This is a genomic window from Peribacillus sp. AS_2 (assembly GCF_026891895.1).
Lineage (GTDB): Bacteria > Bacillota > Bacilli > Bacillales > DSM-1321 > Peribacillus > Peribacillus frigoritolerans.
Genome location: NZ_JAPTGA010000002.1, coordinates 345,268 through 365,887 on the forward strand (window position 1 = coordinate 345,268; position 20,620 = coordinate 365,887).

19 protein-coding genes are annotated in these 20,620 nt (G+C 39.9%); 5 read left to right on the forward strand and 14 right to left on the reverse strand.

Translation table 11 applies throughout. The annotated features are described in order from the left end of the window. Positions 1-38: 38 nt before the first annotated feature. The 3 genes from OTG27_RS04455 to OTG27_RS04465 form a co-directional block, all read right to left on the reverse strand. Complete coding sequence (locus tag OTG27_RS04455; RefSeq protein WP_268936435.1) at positions 39-1,382, reverse strand: YfcC family protein; 1,344 nt, start codon at positions 1,380-1,382, stop codon at positions 39-41. A 166-nt stretch (positions 1,383-1,548) separates the two neighbouring features. After that, positions 1,549-3,165 (reverse strand): M20/M25/M40 family metallo-hydrolase, encoded by a 1,617-nt coding sequence (locus OTG27_RS04460; protein WP_268936335.1) that lies wholly within the window; start codon positions 3,163-3,165, stop codon positions 1,549-1,551. Further along, positions 3,162-4,040, reverse strand: a complete 879-nt coding sequence (locus OTG27_RS04465; protein ID WP_048687576.1) for a dimethylarginine dimethylaminohydrolase family protein — start codon at positions 4,038-4,040, stop codon at positions 3,162-3,164. Before OTG27_RS04465 ends, OTG27_RS04460 begins: the two co-directional genes overlap by 4 nt. Before the next feature lie 175 nt (positions 4,041-4,215). Between OTG27_RS04465 and OTG27_RS04470 the strand changes: the two genes are divergently transcribed. Further along, complete coding sequence (locus tag OTG27_RS04470; protein WP_268936336.1) at positions 4,216-4,956, forward strand: IclR family transcriptional regulator; 741 nt, start codon at positions 4,216-4,218, stop codon at positions 4,954-4,956. Between the two features lie 75 nt (positions 4,957-5,031). On the opposite strand, the gene OTG27_RS04475 is transcribed toward OTG27_RS04470, so the two are convergent. The 7 genes from OTG27_RS04475 to OTG27_RS04505 all read right to left on the reverse strand — a co-directional run bounded on the left by OTG27_RS04475 (position 5,032) and on the right by OTG27_RS04505 (position 10,480). Next, positions 5,032-5,280: a biotin/lipoyl attachment domain-containing protein gene (locus OTG27_RS04475; protein WP_057277871.1), complete on the reverse strand. Its 249-nt coding sequence runs from the start codon at positions 5,278-5,280 to the stop codon at positions 5,032-5,034. 17 nt (positions 5,281-5,297) lie between these two features. Then, positions 5,298-5,588 (reverse strand): SAV0927 family protein, encoded by a 291-nt coding sequence (locus OTG27_RS04480; RefSeq protein WP_034307765.1) that lies wholly within the window; start codon positions 5,586-5,588, stop codon positions 5,298-5,300. 34 nt (positions 5,589-5,622) lie between these two features. Beyond that, the gene (locus OTG27_RS04485; protein ID WP_268936337.1) at positions 5,623-6,900 is read right to left on the reverse strand and encodes a Glu/Leu/Phe/Val family dehydrogenase; all 1,278 of its coding nucleotides are present in this window, start codon (positions 6,898-6,900) and stop codon (positions 5,623-5,625) included. A gap of 368 nt (positions 6,901-7,268) precedes the next feature. Then, positions 7,269-7,970 (reverse strand): N-acetylmannosamine-6-phosphate 2-epimerase, encoded by a 702-nt coding sequence (locus tag OTG27_RS04490; protein ID WP_268936338.1) that lies wholly within the window; start codon positions 7,968-7,970, stop codon positions 7,269-7,271. 9 nt (positions 7,971-7,979) lie between these two features. Next, on the reverse strand, positions 7,980-9,566 hold the full coding sequence (locus OTG27_RS04495; protein ID WP_268936339.1) for a PTS system mannose/fructose/sorbose family transporter subunit IID: 1,587 nt from the start codon (positions 9,564-9,566) through the stop codon (positions 7,980-7,982). 39 nt (positions 9,567-9,605) lie between these two features. Further along, positions 9,606-10,076, reverse strand: coding sequence for a PTS sugar transporter subunit IIB (locus OTG27_RS04500; protein ID WP_268936340.1), 471 nt, complete (start codon positions 10,074-10,076; stop codon positions 9,606-9,608). Continuing rightward, the gene (locus tag OTG27_RS04505) at positions 10,073-10,480 is read right to left on the reverse strand and encodes a PTS sugar transporter subunit IIA (RefSeq protein WP_268936341.1); all 408 of its coding nucleotides are present in this window, start codon (positions 10,478-10,480) and stop codon (positions 10,073-10,075) included. Before OTG27_RS04505 ends, OTG27_RS04500 begins: the two co-directional genes overlap by 4 nt. Positions 10,481-10,694: 214 nt before the next feature. Between OTG27_RS04505 and OTG27_RS04510 the strand changes: the two genes are divergently transcribed. Beyond that, positions 10,695-11,549 carry a MurR/RpiR family transcriptional regulator gene (locus tag OTG27_RS04510; RefSeq protein WP_374941238.1) on the forward strand — a complete coding sequence of 285 codons (855 nt, stop codon included), beginning with the start codon at positions 10,695-10,697 and terminating at the stop codon, positions 11,547-11,549. Between the two features lie 380 nt (positions 11,550-11,929). Here the strand turns inward: OTG27_RS04510 and OTG27_RS04515 are convergent, their stop codons facing one another. Then, positions 11,930-13,276 (reverse strand): APC family permease, encoded by a 1,347-nt coding sequence (locus OTG27_RS04515; protein ID WP_053535505.1) that lies wholly within the window; start codon positions 13,274-13,276, stop codon positions 11,930-11,932. A 409-nt stretch (positions 13,277-13,685) separates the two neighbouring features. On the opposite strand from OTG27_RS04515, the gene speB reads away from it, so the two are divergent. Continuing rightward, positions 13,686-14,654: an agmatinase gene (gene speB, locus OTG27_RS04520; protein WP_063575810.1), complete on the forward strand. Its 969-nt coding sequence runs from the start codon at positions 13,686-13,688 to the stop codon at positions 14,652-14,654. A gap of 414 nt (positions 14,655-15,068) precedes the next feature. Then, positions 15,069-15,686: a transposase gene (locus OTG27_RS04525; RefSeq protein WP_268936343.1), complete on the forward strand. Its 618-nt coding sequence runs from the start codon at positions 15,069-15,071 to the stop codon at positions 15,684-15,686. Positions 15,687-15,997: 311 nt separating this feature from the next. Here OTG27_RS04525 and OTG27_RS04530 read toward each other — a convergent pair whose 3' ends face one another. Both OTG27_RS04530 and OTG27_RS04535 read right to left on the reverse strand, forming a co-directional pair. Continuing rightward, positions 15,998-17,062: a M14 family zinc carboxypeptidase gene (locus OTG27_RS04530; RefSeq protein WP_268936344.1), complete on the reverse strand. Its 1,065-nt coding sequence runs from the start codon at positions 17,060-17,062 to the stop codon at positions 15,998-16,000. 399 nt (positions 17,063-17,461) lie between these two features. After that, entirely contained in the window at positions 17,462-18,655 is a 1,194-nt protein-coding gene (locus OTG27_RS04535; RefSeq protein ID WP_268936345.1) for a M14 family zinc carboxypeptidase, read from the reverse strand. 318 nt (positions 18,656-18,973) lie between these two features. Here OTG27_RS04535 and OTG27_RS04540 point away from each other — a divergent pair, with 318 nt between their 5' ends. Beyond that, a complete protein-coding gene (locus tag OTG27_RS04540) occupies positions 18,974-19,732 on the forward strand; it encodes a GntR family transcriptional regulator (RefSeq protein WP_063575808.1) in 759 nt (252 codons plus the stop codon). Positions 19,733-19,770: 38 nt separating this feature from the next. Here OTG27_RS04540 and OTG27_RS04545 read toward each other — a convergent pair whose 3' ends face one another. Beyond that, entirely contained in the window at positions 19,771-20,607 is an 837-nt protein-coding gene (locus OTG27_RS04545) for a PfkB family carbohydrate kinase (RefSeq protein WP_268936346.1), read from the reverse strand. Between the last annotated feature and the right edge of the window lie 13 nt (positions 20,608-20,620).

Sequence of the window (20,620 nt, forward strand, 5' to 3'; positions counted from 1 at the left end):
CTGATCACTTAGTGCCAATATTCAGATTTTTTAGATCTTTAAAAAGGGCCATACTGTATGCTTTGAGCAATGATCAAAAAGATAATCGCTACGGCAACCTGAATCAAAAGAAAGGGAAATACCCATTTTACCCATTTCGTAAATGATATGCCGGCCACTGCCAGTCCAGCCAATAGCACTCCAGAAGTCGGAAATATCATATTCGAAATCCCATCCCCTAATTGGAAAGCTAAAACTGCCGTTTGTCTTGTCACACCCATTAAATCCGCTAATGGAGCCATGATCGGCATTGTCAATGCTGCTTGTCCGCTTCCTGAAGGAACAATGAAGTTAAGGAATAATTGGACAATGAACATTCCGATTGCATTTATGGCGGGAGGAAGCTGCTCAACCAATCCTGCAGCATAATATAAAATGGTATCAAGCAATCCGCCACTTGTAATGATGACCAAGATTGTCTGAGCAACACCTATTATCAATGCCCCGGAAACCATATCGCCTGCTCCTGAAATAAAACCATTAGCCATCTTGGACGGAGTCAAGCCTCCGATTAGGCCCATTATGATCCCGCTTAATAAAAACAAGCCGCCAATTTCACTTATATACCATCCTAATTTAATAACTCCATAGACTAATAGGATGAAATTCACCAATAAAATAATTAAAGCAGCGCTATGTCTTTTGCTCATCCTAAAGTTTTTATCAAGTTGTCCATGTTCTTCACGCCTGAATTTCCCATACTCCCCCAGTTCAGGGTTCCTTTTAACCTTCATTGCATGAAAATAGATGTACAATACTGTAACGACATAAAAAACTGCAAGAAGAGCGATTCGCATTCCCATTCCCGAATACATGGGCAATTCTGCAATGCTTTGGGCAACTCCAACATTAAATGGGTTCGTAATGCCCGAAATGAATCCAGTCGCCAATGTTCCAAGGATGACGATCGCAAAACCAGTAAGTGCATCAAAGCCTAATGCGATCGTCATCGGAACAATGATGGCGATATAAACTAATGCATCTTCAGCAGAGCCGATCAGTGTCCCTAATGATGCGAAGATTAATACCATCAACGGAATAAGCAATTTTTCTTTTGTTCCGAATCGGACAGCCACAAACTTAATGAAGGAATCCAGTGCTCCTGTTGCCTGCATGATTCCCAGTGCTCCGCCAAACAAAAAGACGAACAAGATAATTGACGCTCCTTCAATCATCCCTGCATGAATACTGCTGAACATTTCCAATAATCCCACAGGTGTTGATTCTACGAATTCAAAAGAAGTGGGATCGACTACACTTCGGCCATCCTTTTCAATTCTTTCATATTGGCCTGCTGGTAAGATATAGGTTAGAACCGTCACTATCACAATTACGATAAACATTAATACAAAAGGATTTACCCCTTTTTCCGGCAACTCCGTTAGTTGGTTAAGTGGCTTATTATTCTGATTAAGCGGCTTGGAAGTGATTGGACCATTAGGAAGGTCATTCATCTTAATACCCCCAGTTAAAGTTTAATGCTATTAATCCAGTTTTCCTGTCGGACCATCACTTCTCAACCAAACACTTAAACATACTCTTTATTAACTTCTCAAGCAAAACGGGCGTATGGACAAAGGCGCTATCGATGTGAAGGCGCTCAGTACGCTGATGGGCATCCTTGCCGAATGGCCCCACATTAAGTACGGGTGCCTGAAGTTTTTGCATATCGGCAAAAGGAATGCTGTAAGTATCGCCCCAGACTGGTGTATTTTTTTCAAAAGCCGTCCAGCCGTCAGAATCATCAGTATATTGAACATAGCTTAAATCGCAAAGGCCATTAAAATAATGAATTTGGCTGACTTCTTCATCAAACTTTCTGGCAGTCTCCTTCATTAATTTCACAGATTCGATGATAAGCGGATCATCGGACGAATTGACGGCTGGATAATATGGCGGTGCGAACAGCAATACAATGGCGGGTGAAAGCTCCTGACATTGTATCATCAATTTTTCAGTGATCCGCACTGATTTTTCCCGTTCATCCAAATCCTTGTTTCCTTTAACTTCACTTTTTATTTGCTCAACAAAACTCCCGCCAAATTTGCCCTCGGCATATGAAAGTAACTTTTCGTAGCGCAATACTTGTACTTTACCTACACCTTCAATTTGTTCACGCAGACAAAGTTCTTTATAAGCTTCATTGCATTTCATCGCTGCTTCGTTCGCAACCTGCTCGAATAGATCCATTATTTCTGCAGCTGTTCTTTTCATAATGAACACATTATAAAGCGCGGCTGCCCGATAAGGTGTCTGTGTTGAATATTGTAGTTTTAGATCTTTTTGCTGAAGCGATACTGGTAAAGGTGTTTCCTCGCCAAGGTCACTTTCCAGAAAAAGAGTGTTCCACTCCATGAGCTGCGTGAGAAACGAGGCTATATAGTTAGCGGTTATGCCCTTTAATGGCTCACCTACATGAGTTTCTTTCCCATAAAAAAGGGCAGCGGGCATGATTTTCCCCAAAGTTCCGGAATAAATATAATGATTATTATCACCCGGTTTCTGTGAAAAGGACGGTTCACTATTAAAAAACATTTTATAGGAAAGGTCATATTTATCCCGTAAAGCCACAAGTTCTTTAACTGCAGCCCTCATTCCCGCAGAATTCACTTCCTCATCCGGAACCGTTAACAGCAGGAGATTGATCGGCCATTGTTCGATGCTTGCCTTTTCGATGATAGCCATATGAAGGGCAAGCCCCATTTTCATATCCATCGTTCCTCTACCAAACAAGTACTTTCCTGATTCCAGATCAATGCGCGCTTCTTCCGGCAGATCATCTTTCCTATCATGAAGTTTTTCCGTGAGCTCCTCTGGTTGAAATGCAAGAGTCTCAAGGTCACCGTATTCTTCAGTATGAACCGTATCAAAATGGCTAATTAATACTACGGTCTCCTTGCTATCGGGATGTTTATAAAAGGCATTGACAAAATTCCTTCCTAAATCTGCCTCATGAAGCGATAAGTGTGCCGGGTTCCTTTTAAAATAATCAAGCTCCCTTAATTTCTCTTGCACCTTATAAGGGAACATTCGCTCCCCTGGTGTAAGAGTCCGGCTTTCCCAGCTAACAAGTTCACACAACAAAGCACGGAGCGTTTCTGGAGTATCCCATAGTAATTGACTCATTTCAATCCCCCTTCATCAATATTTGTACGCACCACCGGGCAGGTTAAACAGGTAGGACCTCCAGTGCCCTTGAAACTGATTTCAGTTCCTTTGTACTCATAAACTGTCGCTCCCGCATCAATTAACTTTTGCTTCGTGTAAGCGTTACCAGAAGGTATCACGCAAACCCGCGGAGCTATGGCAAGCACATTACACCCCAAGTTCAAGTACTCATCAATCGGCACTTCGATAAGCTGAATGCCTCGTTCAATAAGCAGTTTTCTGAAAAAGACAGGCATAAGGCGGGAATGAACTACCGCTAAATCATGGTCGACCATGCTGATGAAAGACATGAGATGGAGACACTCTGCCTCTCCTTGATCATGCGGAAGCTGAACTACGATGAATTCATCCACAAGATGTGCGGTCATTTCCTTTAATTGCCGAATGGCTTCAGCGTTTGTACGATAACCATGCCCGACAACCAAGGTCTTATCATCAAGCCAAACGATATCACCGCCATCCGCGACCGCATCACCCGTTAAATACCCAATGATCGGGATGTTCTTTTCCTTACAGTATTCCTTGTATACAGTCGCTTCAGGCTGCCTCGATTCTTTCCCCGACTTTAAAATAATGGCCCCTTGGCTAGTGAATTTTACTGGGTCATGCGCATATAAGGAGTCAATGCCAACTACCGAAGATGCTGGCAAATAATCGATGTTTGGGACATATTTCTCCAAAATGGATATAAAGTCACCATACTCTGTTAGCGCTTCGTTGAAATCTGGCTCTTCCAAAAAGTTGAAGTTCTCCCATGTTTGGCTTAAATGCTCTTGACTAATAAAAGCTTCTTTCGGATGTTTTACAATGACACGTTCCAATGGTTTGTACATGGACGAACAAAATGTCACTGCCTCCCCCTCCTTTTCCGCAGAGCGGAAAACATTTCCGCTAATAGGAATTTTTCTTTTATTATAAATTTAGTTTTGGTATAATGTCAATATGTTTTAAATTTTCAAATAAATTAACTTTTTATTTAACTTGTATGGAAAGATAGGTGGTTTTTATATGCAATCAATCGACCGCGCCATGAACGTTATAAAGGTGCTGGTATCCAATTCTTCGGAAAACTGGCTGTCAATTACGGAACTTTCCCAAGAATGTGATCTTCCTGTCAGCTCCATGCATCGTTTGTTAAAGGCAATGTCCTTGCATGGATTAATTCAACAGGACAGGCAATCCAAACAATATGGTTTGGGGAATATTTGGCTCGAATATGGTTTACGCATGTATGACAAAATGGATTACATTAGTCAAATAAGGCCTGAACTCGAAAGGCTTATGAACAAAGTGGAGGAAAGCGTCTATCTAAGCCAACCAATCGGGATGGAATCACTCGTTATCGAAAGGATCGACAGTGAAAAGAGCCAAATCCGGGTTTATGACCAGCTTGGCTCACGTGTACCTATGCATATCGGGGCTGCCAATAAAGCGATGCTCGCCTATATGCCATATAATCAAACGAAAAAAATCGTAGATGCTCTTCTGCCAACTAAAGAAAGAGCAGCTTTTTGGGATATATTGCAAGAGACTAAAACGAAGGGACATGGGATAAGTCACAGTGAAAGAACAGAGGGAACCTGTTCTGTTGCCGTACCGATATTGAACCATTTTGGGGAGGTTCACGGTGCGGTGAGCATTGGTTTTGTCAGTTTTAACCTGACAGATGAAAGACTCGATTTTCTCATTAAGAATGTGATGGAAACTGGGAATCGGGTTTCTGCAAAATTGGGGTATAGGAGACCATGATAATAAGAGAGAAGTGGAGGATTATCGGATAAAACAAAAAGAAGATGAATCATATCATCTTCTTTTTGTTTTATATTAATCGCTGCCGGTCACAAATAAATCTTCTTTAAAATAGGCGAGGACTTCGCCGGCCACCACTGGTTCGCCCTCCAATACCTCCAAAGTTTCTATTTTCCCGCTGACACCAATATCAATGATTTCCACACTTCCATCTGCCTTCTTAATCTGAAATAATTGTTCCCATTCGTAAAATCTCGAATTTTTGGATATTGAAATTTTTTCAATCCTGCCATCACAAGGGCTAAGAATTACATCAACGTACATTTACATCATTCCTTCCTTCAGTATTCTTCAAAATGAAATGGGGTTTGTAAAACTAACCTTAGAAAGTTTTGGAACTCAGATATATCTTCTTGTTCAATGCCAAGGGTCGGAGCCCAGTACTGATCTAAATTAATATCATTGGCACAAAGCAGGATCATTCTTCCGCTTTGCATGGAAGTCACCATTGCTTTACCGAAAAACTGGGCCGAATATACAATGGTTACATCATATCTATAATCTTGTGACAATAAGCAATAATGATGAATAGCCTGGTTTTCTTTATTTTCGGAAAGAATATCAAAATTCAACGGATTGCCTCCTTTCTTGTAAACCCTAATTCGTTCAGAACCTGATCCACCCCCGAAGCTGGGATGCTTCTGCTATTTTGCGAATCCCTTCAATATAAGCAGCCACTTTCATGTTCACGGAATATTTTTGTGAAGTATGGTAGACATTCAAAAAGCTGGCCGTTATCTTTTCCTTCAATCGTTCATCTACAAGCTCTTCCGTCCAGTAATACCCTTGATTGTTCTGGCACCATTCAAAATACGAGACAATCACCCCTCCTGAATTCGCCAAAATATCCGGGACTAGCACTATACCTTTATCATCGAGAATCTTGATCGCTTCCTTTGTCGTCGGCCCATTTGCTGCTTCAATCAGGATTTCACATTTTAGTCGTTTTGCATTATCCTTATTCACCACTCCGCTAATGGCTGCGGGGATCAGCACATCACACTCTTTTTCCAATAATTCTTGATTGGATAATGAATCTTTGTATAAGTTCGAAACGACCCCAAAAGAGTCCCTGTTCTCCAAAAGGTAAGGAATGTCCAATCCATTCGGATCATATAAACCTCCAAGTTCATCCGCTATTCCGACAACCTTTGCCCCCATTTCATGTAAATACAATGCTAAATGACTGCCAACATTCCCGAATCCCTGGATGATTACCCGCATGCCTTCAATGGGAATCCCCTTTAAATCACAAATCATTTGAAGTGTATATAATACGCCCTTGGAAGTGGCTTTTTCCCTGCCCCTAGATCCTCCTAATCTCAGAGGCTTTCCTGTAATGAAGCCCGGTGAATCGAATTCCCTGATATGATCATATTCATCCAGCATCCAGGCCATGATTTGTGAATTCGTATACATATCTGGTGCCGGGATATCTTTTGTAGGGCCCACTATTTGACTTACTGCCCTGACATACCCTCTGCTTAATCGTTCAAGCTCAGATGAACTCATCTGTCTCGGATCACACACAATGCCGCCTTTTGCCCCTCCGTATGGAAGATCGGTTATTCCGCATTTCAAGCTCATCCACCCGGCCAATGCCTTAACTTCTTCAGGAGTGACATCCGGGTGAAACCGGATTCCCCCTTTCGTTGGACCGGCTGCATCATTATGTTGAGCACGATACCCTTGAAACATCCTTGTCTCGCCATTATCCATTTGAATAGGAATACAGACTTCCAGAAAACGCATTGGCGCTTTCAAAAAATCAAAAACCTGCTCTGGATAGTCCAAAACATGAATCGCTTCTTTTAAGATATCCTGGAATTCTTGCAGTGGATTATCCAATTGACGTTTTTCAATAACCTTAATTTCCTCTGACATTTTAGCACCTCACTTTTATTCTTATTACATATTAAGCAACTTTCATGCCAGCTTTGAGGATATTGTATGAATGGCACCATACCGCCATCTGTCCTCACCCATATCACACATACAATCATCAGGACATATGTATTAATTCATAAGCAATTCAGATTTGCATATGTAAAAAATGATGATTAAATACAAAAAAAAAGCACCAGATAAATGTATAAACATTCATTGAGTGCTCTTTTTTTGTTTATCCTGAAAAAGAAAGTGTTGACCTGTAGCAGATGCCAAATGATGGTACAAATCTAATCAATGGCAGTCAATCCTAGGAACCAACTGAAATCTTAAAAAATACTCAAAATATATATATATTGAAACTTCTATTTTTCAACCAACAGGTTTAACTCATCTACAAACCTTTTTGTGATAATTTCCGGGCGAGTAATGGCCGTTCCTACTACGACTGCAAAAGCTCCACTTTCAATAGCTTTTCTAGCATGATCTTTCGTATGAATATGCCCTTCAGCGATGATGGGGATATTTAAGGCAGAAGAGAGTTTTCGAATAAGGTCATAATCAACCTCCTTCACGTATTTTGTTTCCTCTGTATACCCACACAATGTGGTTGATATTATATCAGCACCGAATTTTTCTGCGATTAGTCCCTCTTCAAAAGTCGCACAATCTGCCATCACTAAAATATTGGGATGCTCACTATTGATTTTACCTATGATTCTTTCTACCGTTTCTCCATGGGGGCGCTTTCGTTGAGTCCCATCTAATGCTACGATTGACGCTCCAGCCTCAATAATGCTTATAGCACTTTCATAGGTAGGAGTAATATATACTTCACATTCTTCGGTCCATTGCTTGTGAATACCTAATACAGGCAATTTTGTTACCTTTTTAATCGCTTTAATATTTTCTGGCCCGGTAGCCCTAATACCAACTGCGCCTCCCTTTTCTGCAGCCTTGCTTAATGCGCCCATGATTTCCGCCCCATACATCGGCCATCCCCTTCTAGCCTGGCACGAAACTATCAATCCATTCTTAATAGATTCCAGTACGTTTTTTTTATCCATAATTACCACCTAAACAACCCCCAAGAATTTACCAGCTAATCCAACCATAAAGCAAAGGAGGATTAACCAGTAGATAGCTTTTTGATATTTAAGTAATGCCCATAAGAAACCAAGTGTTAAAAGGAGCGGTAAAAGCCCAGGTAAAATTGAATCAAGAAGTTCTTGTAAATTTATTTCTTTTCCACCAAAGTTCCATTTAGCAGCCACGGCCACTTTAACAAAATTCACTACCATTGATCCTGTTACCATTAATCCTACAATGGTAGCTCCCTGAACAAACTTATTTAGCACATCAGAGTCTTTCATTTTAAGGATGAGGCTTATCCCAAACTGGTACCCATAGACAATACCGTAGTAACGAGAAAAAATATTGAGCAAGACGTTTGGCACAATAAATATAATGGGTCCAAGTGAATTTCCATCCAACGCCAAACCAGCGCCGATAGCAGCAAAAATGGTCATAAAAGTTGCTTTAAAAACAGAATCGCCAATTCCAGAGAGCGGTCCCATCAATGCGGCTTTCGTAGAAGAAATTGTGTCGGATGTGATGGGATTACCTTGTGCCCGTTGTTCTTCAAGTGCAAGAGTAACACCTATGATGGCATTGGAAGTATACGGATGGCAGTTAAAAAATTCATTATGACGAACAACCGATTCTTTTAAATCCTGATTATTTGGATAGAGTTTTTTGAGTGCCGGCAATATCGCATAGCAGAATCCTAAACTGCCATAACGCTCATAATTTATAGACGTCATACTGAAGAAAGTGCGGAAGAATGTTTTCATTAAATCTTTCCTTGTCAGAATCGTCGTTTTAGCTGTACTCTTGCGGGAGGAATCACGGGAAGTTCCACTATCATTTCCTTTCGTTCCCACTGCTGTAATGCTGACCGCGATTCCAAGACCCAAAAAGGCTATCGAAAGTACATTTAGTTCCAAGTAGACTGCCAGAACAAATCCAATTAGGAAAAATGACCAAAACTTCTTGAAGTTCATCATTTTCAGGAGCATGGCCATTCCAATTGCAGGTAGGATCCCTGCTGTAATCTTTAACCCTTCCATAAACCAAGAAGGCATTGAGCCTACGATATTATTTACAAATTCACTGCCAAAATAAACGGCTAAAAAAGTTGGAATGAACATCACTGTAAAAAAAACGATTAATCCAAAAAGGTGAAGCCGTTCTGCCCTTTTTAGATTTAGCTCTTGTAAAGCATTGTCTGCCCGATGCACTAGATATATATTAAAGTTCCAAGCTAGCATGATTAAAAATTGTGCTAAAATACCGATTGGTAATGCCAGAGCAATTCCAACCTCAGGCTTCCCCCCAGCACTAATCGCGAAAATAGTCCCAATCAGACCAGCAATTTGTGCATTAGGAGGAACACTACCTCCAATGGGCAAGACCCCCATAAACATCAATTCCACACTGGCCCCTACAATCAATCCAGTCTGTAGGTCTCCCATTATTAGTCCCAACAATGGCCCAGCAAAAATGGGACGGCTAATCATCCAATATCCATATCCATAATTTTCGGTCATGAGAAATGCAACAAAACCACTTAACAAAATCGCTGATATTAACTCAATTTCCACTTTTCCTCCCCCTTTTTACTCTGACTATCTTTTCGACCTTTAAATCTTGGTGAATAAATCAATCGATTTATCATTAGGAGAGGTTCTGATCTCACAAGGGATTCCGTGATCTCTAATCTTGAGAAAAATAGCTTTATCTTCTTCATCCAAATAGACTGTTTTACTTATTTCCTGTTTTCCTACTTTATAGTACATGCCGCCTACATTTATAGAAGGCAGAATGATACCTTTTTCAATGAGAGATAAAAGGACTCGAGGACTTTTTACTACAATAAACGTTTTTTCCTGATCAGACTGCTCAACCAGATATTTGACTGCATCTTCGACAGAAAGGATAGCATGTCTTTTCCCCGAAGGTACTGCCAAGCTTAGTAACAAATGTTGTGTAGGGTCGGCTGCAACCCTATCATCAATTACAATAAATTCTGTGACTTGATAAGCAACACTCCATGAATAAGCAACTTGCCCATGTATGAGTCGTTCATCGATACGGGTAACAACGATACTCATTGCAATTCCTCCTTTATGGGGTTAACTGTAGAGTTTATATAGCTAATACTCATAGAGGTATTTGCTATAAGCTCTTCGGGACTTACAGGTGAAAGGCAAGATTCAATAACTAAACCTAAATGAAAACCAGCGATTACTTGTACCCGGCTATCTTTCAACACTTGAAGTGTAGCTGCATTGCATGGGGTACCCCCTTTAATATCTGCCAGAATGATTATTTCTTTGTACCAATCCAACAATTGATTGACTGCCGATTCCAGTTCTCTTGCAAATGAATCTAACGTTACTTGATCATCCATGCTCAATGCAAAGAGTTGCTTCTGTTTCCCTGCTATAAGCTCTACACAGTCTTTCATAGTCGAAGCTAAATTCCCATGACTTACAAGTAAAATGGCCCGATTCAAACTATCTCCTCCTTATTACGTAATTTTTTGAATATTCACACAAATATATCTTATTGAAAAAGAATTAAAAAATCAAGGTTTTATTAAAAATATAAGAAATAAAATTTCAATTATGGCATTTTTTTTTGCATTATGTGCAAAAAACATTTCATTTATGATATAAATGAAACAATAGGGATTTACATCATTTAATAAAATATAATAAAGGAGACATATCATGAGCTTAACTTTATTACAAAAAATAAATGAAAAAGCCGATTCCTTGTCTCGTGCTGAACGGCAAGTAGCCAAATATATATTGGACCATGCGGATTTGGTGCAAACTTACACGATTTCTGAAATATCAACCAACGCAAATGTTTCCCAAGCTAGTGTTGTGCGTTTTTGTAAAAGAATGGGTATAGACAGCTTTAAAACCTTTCAACATACATTGGTGAAAGAAATGAGTTCAAATAATGCCAACATTAATGATCTTTCTTTACTGCGTGAAAATGATACGCCCTATCAACTTTTCCAAAAAGTAACTATGAGCAATAAATTTGCTTTAGACTCTTTAGTACAAACGCTTAACAAAAAAGAGTTTGAAAAAGCAGTAGAATGCTTAAGCCAAGCAAAGAAAATTGCATTTTTTGGTGTTGGGGGCTCCTCTACGGCTGCATTGGATGCTAGTAATAAATTTGCTAAACTTGGCGTTACTACAGGAATGAACACTGACTTTCATGCAGTGATTTCCTATATTTCCAATTTCACATCAGAAGACGCATTGGTCATTTTTTCTACATCCGGAAAAACAAAAGATATATTGGAGATGGCTTCATATGCGAAAAAGATAAACGTACCAGTATTGGCAATAACCGCTTATACAAAGTCGCCTTTATTGAAAATAGCAAATATACAACTTTGTTTTCCTGACATCGAACATGATCAACGAATCGGTAGTATAGCATCTAGAATCATGCAACTTAACATGGTTGATGCTCTTTACTTAAGTGTTTTTCATCGAATCGATAAAAAAACCATAGATAACTATCAAAAAGCACGTGAAGAAATTCTACGTCTAAGAAGATAGCCTGCTTAAGGATGTGTTTTACTACATTTCGTTAAGAGGCTTGGTATGTATTAATTCATAGGCATTTCAGGATTGCATATAAAAAAACGCATCCTTATGCGTCAGTTTGTAGACAAAAGGAGTTTCCATCTAAAATTTTAAACATAGTTGATTGGAACGGAAGGTGCGAGACTCCTGCGGGAATAGCGAGTCTAAGGGAGACCCCACAGGCGCAATTGCGCCGAGGAGGCTCCCGGACCGCCCGCGGAAAGCGAGTGCCTACGTTCCGATCAACGTCCAAATTTGTACAAGCCAAAAAAAAATGTAGACAAACTCGATTTTCATCGAGTTTGTCTACATTCTGAAGCATCCTTATCGGATGCGTTTTTCCTTGCAAAGTCTTATAGCTGAATTTCTTCAACTTGGTATTGGGGCGGTGCCTTCCTGAATGCCTTTGTGATATATAATAGATAACAAAAACCAATAATGAACCAACTTGTCCCCATTATTAGGGAACTTGCCTCAAGGTTGATCCATAGAATGCCAATTGCTATAGCTCCAATTAAAGGCATAATTAAGTATTTAATACACCCCTTTATCGTTCGGTGCTCCTTTTCCCGAATGATAAAATGGCTGATCACTGAAAGATTTACAAAGGTAAATGCCATTAATGCACCAAAGTTGATCAGTGACGTTGCTGTCACTAAATCAAAGAATAAAGCCGACATTGAAATGACTCCAACTATGAGTACATTAATGGCTGGTGTTTTCCACTTGGGATGAATGAATCCAAACCATTTTTCCGGAAACACTTTATCACGGCCCATAACATACAAAAGACGGGAAACGCTGGCATGTGATGCTAGTCCCGAGGCTAGCGTATTGACGAAAGTCGTACAAAGAAAAATGGATTGAAATAGCTTCCCGCCTACATAAAGGGCGATTTCCGGTAATGCAGCATCCGGTTCCTTAAAACGGGATATATCCGGAAAAAAGAGCTGAATAAAGAAAGATGCGGTAATGAAGATGATTCCACCCCATAGCGCAGTTAAAAATATCGCTTTTGGAATCGTTTTTTTCGGATCCGGCGTTTCCTCAGATAGTGTCGTTACCGCATCGAATCCCAAAAAGGAAAAACAAAGGATCGTAGCCCCGGTTATTATGGCCGAGAAGTCCATCCCTTCATTTACGAAAGGCATTAATGTAAACACTTCTCCTGTACCTTCTCCATCATTTAAACCTTTGACAACAAGAATGATGAACACTGCCATGATGGCAATCTGAATTAAAACAAAAAGCGCATTAAAGTTAGCAAGTACATTGACGCTCCTGAGATTGAGAATGGTGACGATTGCTACGAACAATACTACCCAAATCCATGTAGGAACTCCTGGAAATAATGCTGTCAAATAAATTTTGGTCAACAATGCATTGACCATAGGTAAAAACAAATAGTCTAACAACGAGGACCATCCTACCAGGAATCCTAAATGCGGGTTTATCGCCTTTTGCGTATAAGTGTAGGCAGAACCTGCAGCAGGAAAAACCTTTACAAGTTTTCCATAGCTGGCAGCTGTAAAAAGCATCCCCACCAATGCAACGATATAAGCAGTCGGCACATGGCCGCCCGTAATCCCAGATACAATGCCGAATGTATCAAATACAACCATGGGGGTCATATATGCTAACCCCATCATTACGATTTGCCATAATTTCAGTGATCTTTTCAATGTAACCTCATTTTCCACCTATCATTCCTCCTTGAAACCGCTTTCAAACTAGTGAATTCAATTTCTTAACTAGAATAATCCCCATGCCTCCCTCTTTTTTAAAAGTTTTACCTGTATTCCTTTATGCAATTTCTGTGCCATATGATTTCGGTTTATTTCGACAAACGAAAAACGCCTTAATTCCTGTATTCTTACCCGCAATTGATTGATTCACAGATATGAAGTCTTCCAGCATCTCTTCATCGGCGATTCAATTTCCCATAACTTATTCGCCTATGCATACACAAAGCCCATGTTATCTTGTAAAAACCCTCATTAAATCACTCACAGTGACTTGGCATGATAATTGCATGATTAATCATCTATAGGAATTCATTTAATGAGTTTCAAAACTACTATAGTTATAAGAAAATGGAGGAATAGAAAAATGAAATATCCTTTATCACCTGATGTTAAACCAGAGTTTTGTACCACCGGATCATTTATGCGCTTACCTTCTACAAGAGAAAATGCCAAATTGGCAGTGGTAGGTATGCCTTTTGATACAGCTGCTTCATTCAGGGTAGGAGCCCGGTTTGCTCCACAGGCAGTCCGCCAAGCATCCATGACGTTGTTTCCTTATCATCCCATTCACAAGGTATTTCCGTTTGACGAATGTAATGCAATTGATATCGGGGATGTTTCGGTGATTCCCCATAATATACATCGAAGCTATGAGTTAATTGAAAAGGCTATGTCAGACTTGATGAAAAACGGGATCATTCCAATAGGCATCGGAGGAGATCATTCAGTAACATTGGCTAATTTAAGAGCAGCCGCAAAAATCCACGGTCCTGTTGCACTTCTTCATTTTGATTCACATACAGATACCTGGGATACTTATTACGAAGAAAAATACTGGCATGGTTCCCCGTTTATCCGTGCATATGAGGAAGGTTTGCTCCAAACGGATAAAGTTTTCCAGATTGGCATCAGAGGTACGCTCAATCATCCAGGAGATTTAGATTCCAGTACAGAACTAGGGTACAATGTGATAACTACGCCGGAGCTGAAGAAGAGAGGAATCGAAGATGTCGTGAAGGAAGTCAAGAAAACCATTGGGGATACACCATGTTTCTTGACATTCGATATTGATTTTGTCGATCCATCCTGCGCTCCTGGAACTGGCACATTGGAGGTCGGCGGTCTAAATAGCTTTGAAACCCTTGAGATGATACGCTCTCTGCAAGGATTCAACTTTATTGGGTTCGACCTGGTGGAAGTCCTCCCGCCGTATGATCCAACACAAATTACATCACTATTGGCAGCCACCATCATTCATGACTTTGCCAGTCTAGTAGCCTTACAACTAAAAGAAGAAGAAAAAAAGGAGAATTCAGCCGAAAAAAGTTTATAGGACAAACACTGGCCATATAGGCCGATACTGTTAATCGATCAGATAGATCCAAGCTAATGATATAAAAGTCTAAGTACAAAATAAAAAAGTCCTGAAATTCAAAAAAGCACCTGTTTATGAAAACAGATGCTCAGACTGTAGACAAACTCGATGAAAATCGAGTTTGTCTACATTTTTTTTGGCTTGTTCAAATTTGGACGTTAATTTCCACTTCAGGCACTCGCTTTCCGCGGGCGGTCCGGGAGCCTCCTCGGCGCTATTGCGCCTGTGGGGTCTCCCTTAGACTCGCTATTCCCGCAGGAGTCTCGCACCTTCCGTTCCAATCAACTATGTTTAAAATTTTAGATGGAAACTCCTTTTGCCTACAGTCTTTTTTGTTTTAAAATAGAACTATTAAAACTTGAGGTGATGAGGATGCTTTCGAAACATCATTCTATTCAGCGAGATCAACTTGAAATGCTTACTTTAGATCAACTGGTGCCGGCGAATCATTTGGTTCGTAAAATGGAGGCTTCCATTGACTTCACTTTCATTTATGATTTGGTGATAGATATGTATTCAGAGGTAGGACGCCCAAGTATTGATCCAGTTATTTTAGTTAAACTGACATTCATTCAATATACCTTCGGTATTCGTTCCATGCGTAAAACGATTGAAGAAGTTGAAACAAATATGGCTTACCGTTGGTTCTTAGGCTATGGTTTCCATGATAAAGTACCCCATTTCTCAACGTTCGGGAAAAATTTTGAACGACGATTTAAAGATACAGACCTGTTTGAACAGATTTTCTATCGCATCTTAATGACAGCTGCTGATAGAAAGTTAATAAGTGCTGAACACGTATTCGTCGATTCCACACATGTGAAAGCCAATGCGAATAAGCGCAAATTTGAAAAGAAAATCGTACGCAAAGAAACGATTGAGCGTGTATTCGCGGATGCAAAAGAAAAGCATGGTATGCGTTGGACTACTTTAAGGGGACTTAAAAATTGTCGATGCAAGCGATGCTTACTTTCGCTGCCATTAATTTAAAGAAGATGGCCACTTGGTCATGGCAAGGTCCTAAAATGGCTTAACATTGTGGCTCGAACAGCCCAAATCACTTAACTTTTGGGAAAAATTTCAAAGGAATTTCAAAAGGGGTTCGGAATCCTTTAATTCCGAACCCCTTTTGTCGACAAACTGAGCATCTTCTTAGGTAAAAGCAGATGCTTTTTTTCTATGTCATCTTTATCCTTGTTCTGCTACTTCGACTATAAATCATTCCATATAACAACTTCGTCTATCGGTGTAGGAAAATAAAAAAACACATCCCATCTGAAAGAATGGAATGTGTCTTCATTTTATTCGTCCGATTCTATCCCGGGACGATTGGATTGTGTTGGCAGGGTGTCCCAAAAGCTTGCATCGACAGTTTCAATTGAATCATCGGCAATAGCTCTGACAGCTGCATCCAAAGTGGTTACCGTTTGCTTTATTAGATAGCCATTACTTTTTTGTCCTAGCGCTACTGACTCGACATTGTGGTCCGACATACCTCGCATCTCAAAGAGCAGTGTGGCAATATCATAGCGAACGGCTGCACCATTACGGCCTATATTTGCTCCAGAACCGCCATCATACCTACCAATATGCCCCCAACCAGTTGGTTCAATGGAGTTATATACGACAGCACCCAATTTTTTTGAGGCTTCTAACACTTCAGGCTTTACGTTCGCGTTTGTAGGATAAAGAATTGAACCTGAAACAAGTTCACCGTCCGTTTCACTTAACGTCCCTTGATGATGTAAATCTATCATGTAATCTATATCGTATTTCGCAAATACATTTTCGTGTAAAGCCTTTACCTCTACTTGCATATTATCAGTTTTTTTATCATGCTCACGGTTCAAGTCAACCCCATTTGCATTTGCCCGTGTTAAATGCCGATCACCTTTTGCTAAATAATCATCAAGAGGGAAATTAACATCTCCCATGGCTCCATCTGCATTTAACATGGGAATGATCAATATATTGACATTATCCAAAATACCTTTAGTCTTGTTCGTGCCTAGATGTTTAATGAATTCGAGTGCACCCTCGGTAGTCAGTTGTTCATTTCCATGCTGTTGCGTCAAAAATAGTATGGTTGGATTCTTAGGATTTGAAATGTACTTCGCTAGGTAAATGTCCCTTCCTTTTACCGTTTCCCCGATTACTTCCAGTGCCAGCCTTTCTTGTTTAGCATCCTGCGTTTTAAGATAGCTCACCAGGCTTTCATATGTATGAAGATTTGAAGTTGTCACTTGTCCATTTCCAGCACTGGGACCATTTCCAACCGCTCCGACAGGTAACGCAACAGCTGTTACTGCGCTTAACGTCATTAAACTAGATAATGAAACTGATAGAACCTTCTTTTTAAAATTCAATAAAAACCCTCCTTATCAAATATAATAATCAGAAAAAATTACTATTAATAATATTCTGACACTTTTGCCACTTTATGTTAATAGTGAAAAATGACTATGTTTCCAAATAGTTTTCTTCTACCAAAAAACACTTTTGTTCCCGATGAAGAAAAACCAGACGGACACCCGTCTGACGTTGATTGGAACGTAGGGCACTCGCTTTCCGCGGCCGGCCGGGGGAGCCTCCTCGGCTTTCGCCTGCGGGATCTCCCCTAGACGCGCTTTTCTAAGCAGGAGTCTCGAACACCCGCTCCAATCAACTTTGTCTTACCTTTTAGATAGAACACATTTGCCTAGAGTTCCGTCTGGTTACTTCAATATATGCTGGAAGTTATAAAACTATCTTTTCCTCACTTTTAATTATTGCCTGCCCTCCGTCAGTGGAATTGACTCGTATTGTTCCGGATTGATTTTATATACAGAGCCATCAGTAACTCCATCGATTATTCCATATAGGCCTCTTTCAACTGCTTTAATGAGTATGCCTTTTTTCTTTTGGCCAAAAGACTGAGTTTGACCTCTAACTTCAAAGAGTACTGTCCCGCTTCCGTTTAAAGCAAAGGCTCCTAAAGCCGTTCCAGGAAGGTTTTGATTTTGCGGATACAAGGATATATTCCCATATGGAGAATTACCTTGTGCTTTCATGGCATTATATACCGCCACATTCAATTGTCTGGAAAAATCATAATTATAGTTTTTTGCATATTTTGCATAATCCTGTCCTGAAGGCGAGCTTGGATCAGGAACAAATTGAGCGGAAATCGAGTAGGTGACTAAATCATCCGTTCCATCAACTTCATAATAGGGAGCTTGGTGATGCAGGTCCACAAAAATCTCCACCTTACCGTATTGCTTCAGTAGAGCCTTGTAAACATCACGTGTTGTTTGTGATTCAGGTGTTATGAACCAACCAGGGGTGGATGATTTTCCAGGGAAGTCTTTAGCTTGAGGAATATAATTTAAATCAGGATTAAAGTCACGATTAACATCGAAACCTGGTTTGGACTCATAATCGAATGATTCATTTTTGTATGTATAGTAGTTCCAAGTTGGATTGGCTCCTGCTAACTGCGGAAACTGGTCGACGACCTCTGCCCAGGTCATATCATTTCCGCGACGGTTCAATTCAGCGGCATCGGGATTCATTTTAGGCAAAGCTACCAAGGTAATTTCTTTACGAATTTTTTCCGCTTCAGGTGAGTTGGTCCCCAAAAACTTCAAGATATTCAAGATGGCATCCGTACCAGTTTTCTCATTCCCATGGATCTCACTTTGAATGAAAACGACTTTGTCGCCAGTTCCTACGGTTGCTTTATAGATTTCTCTATGTCTATTGGAATATCCAGCTACCTCCACTTTTACTTTACCTTGGCTATCACTCGCAATTTGTTCTAGCTTTTTCCCTAGTTCAGCATGATCTGTAAAACCTGAAACCGAATAAGTTTGTTGAATGGGTGTTCCCGGGGGTGTTTCATTAGCTGCAAATGCTGGTGCCGCAATAATCGCCGATAAAACGGCAACTCCCAGAGTTGAAATAACCTTCCTGTTTTTCATATGACAACAATCACTCCCTTAAAATATTTTTCTATCTCATTATACAAAATGGAAAAGTAGAAATATGTTGGAATTTGGTGTCGTATTATGGCTATTTTATGATGCTGCCACTAGCTTGAGCTAAAAGTTGGGAGCTGCACTAATATATACTCTTTTTATGTTAGTGCAAAAATGCATATTTTCCCACAACAACGATCCTTGTTGCCGGATGCCTTTAACCATATATATATTGGCTATGCATTTAGTCGAATTGATGATTTGTACTATAACATCACATTACGTTATAATAAAAGAAAAAAATAAGAGAAAGGGGAAAATATGAAACTCAACACTCATAGTTCTACGCCATTATATATGCAATTGAAACAATCTATTATTGAAGATATAAACAAAGGGATTTACTCTCCTGGCGAAAGATTACCAACGGAAACAGAATTATGTGACATATATGGAGTAAGTCGCATTACTGTTAGAAAAGCGGTTTTGGACTTGGTGGAAGAGGGTCTTCTAATACGCCAACAAGGAAAGGGAACATTTGTCCAATATCCTAAAGTAAAAAGGGAACTATTTGCTGTTAACGGTCATGCTGAATATATGTCAGAATTAGGGAAGATACCTCAAACTAAAATCCTTTCATTTGGAATCATACCCGCACCGGCTAATATTTCTAAATCCTTGGAGATTACTCCTGAAAGTGATGTTCTTGAATTACAACGGATCTTATACTATGATAATCAACCTCTCACCTTGGAAATTTCTCATTATTCCTTAAAGGTTCTGCCTAATTTAAATGACCATGTCCATAACTCCGTTTCCATGTATGACATCATAAAGCATAAATATAATATTACTCCTGTTCATAACACGAAACTCTTAAATATGGTATTGGCAAATGCAGATGAAGCAAAATTTTTAGAGTGCGAAGTGGGAGATCCCCTTTTCAAAGTGGAGAAAGTGGCATATGACGCAAAGAAGCAGCCCATCCATTCCTCCTTCTTATATTATCCTGCCAATCGCGTGACCTTTACGATTGATAGTTCCATGTCGCAAGAAAAAGGTAACGAATCCCCCTCCTAATCCGGGATCTCGTTACCTTTTTCCATCTATAAATCATGTTAAACCAGCATATGGTCAGGAATATATTCTTTACCATACCCAAAAGCTCCATAATCCTGACAGGTTTGGGAGGCAGCTAAAACTCCTTTTTGTAAAGCTTTATTTACATCTTGCCCTTGGACATACGATGAGAGAAAACCAGCAATAAATGAATCTCCCGCCCCCAATGTATCTACAACTTTGGTTTGGATAATAGCTTGTTCATATAATTGATTTTCAATTGATAAGAGTGCTCCCTTTTCCCCACGAGTAACACATACCACTTTTGAGCCGAACGAATGCACCTTTTGAATCAGTGCATGGCACTCTGCAGTGTTTAAATTACTTCCTGAAAAAAATGCATATGTCACATACGGACAAACTTTTTGTAAATAGTGTTCCTCTTGATTTGTCGAAAAATCAAAAGAAATGTCAATGAGTTGGCTTAATGATGGGAGGTTATGCTCTATATGACTATAAACACTTGTATGAAGAAGGTCGTGTTGCCGAATATAATCCAAATCCTTGTCATTCAGTACAATCCCCAATCTGGATTGAATTCCCCCTCTATTGGAACCAATGAAAATTCGGTCCCCGTCCTTATCCAACGCGACGACGGCCATACCGTTCTCTCCTACCGCTTGTCTTACTCTACTAATCTCCATCTTTTCCTTTTGCAATACCTCCAACACATGGTCTGCCGCCCCATCATTTCCTACAATGCCAATATATGAAGATTGCTCATCATTTAAACGATTGTACATGACTGCCACGTTTAATGAATTGCCGCCGGGATATATCTTTCCTTGGTCTTTATAATAATCTACTACGTTATCCCCAATTCCAATTAGCTTCATGCCTGTTCCCCCT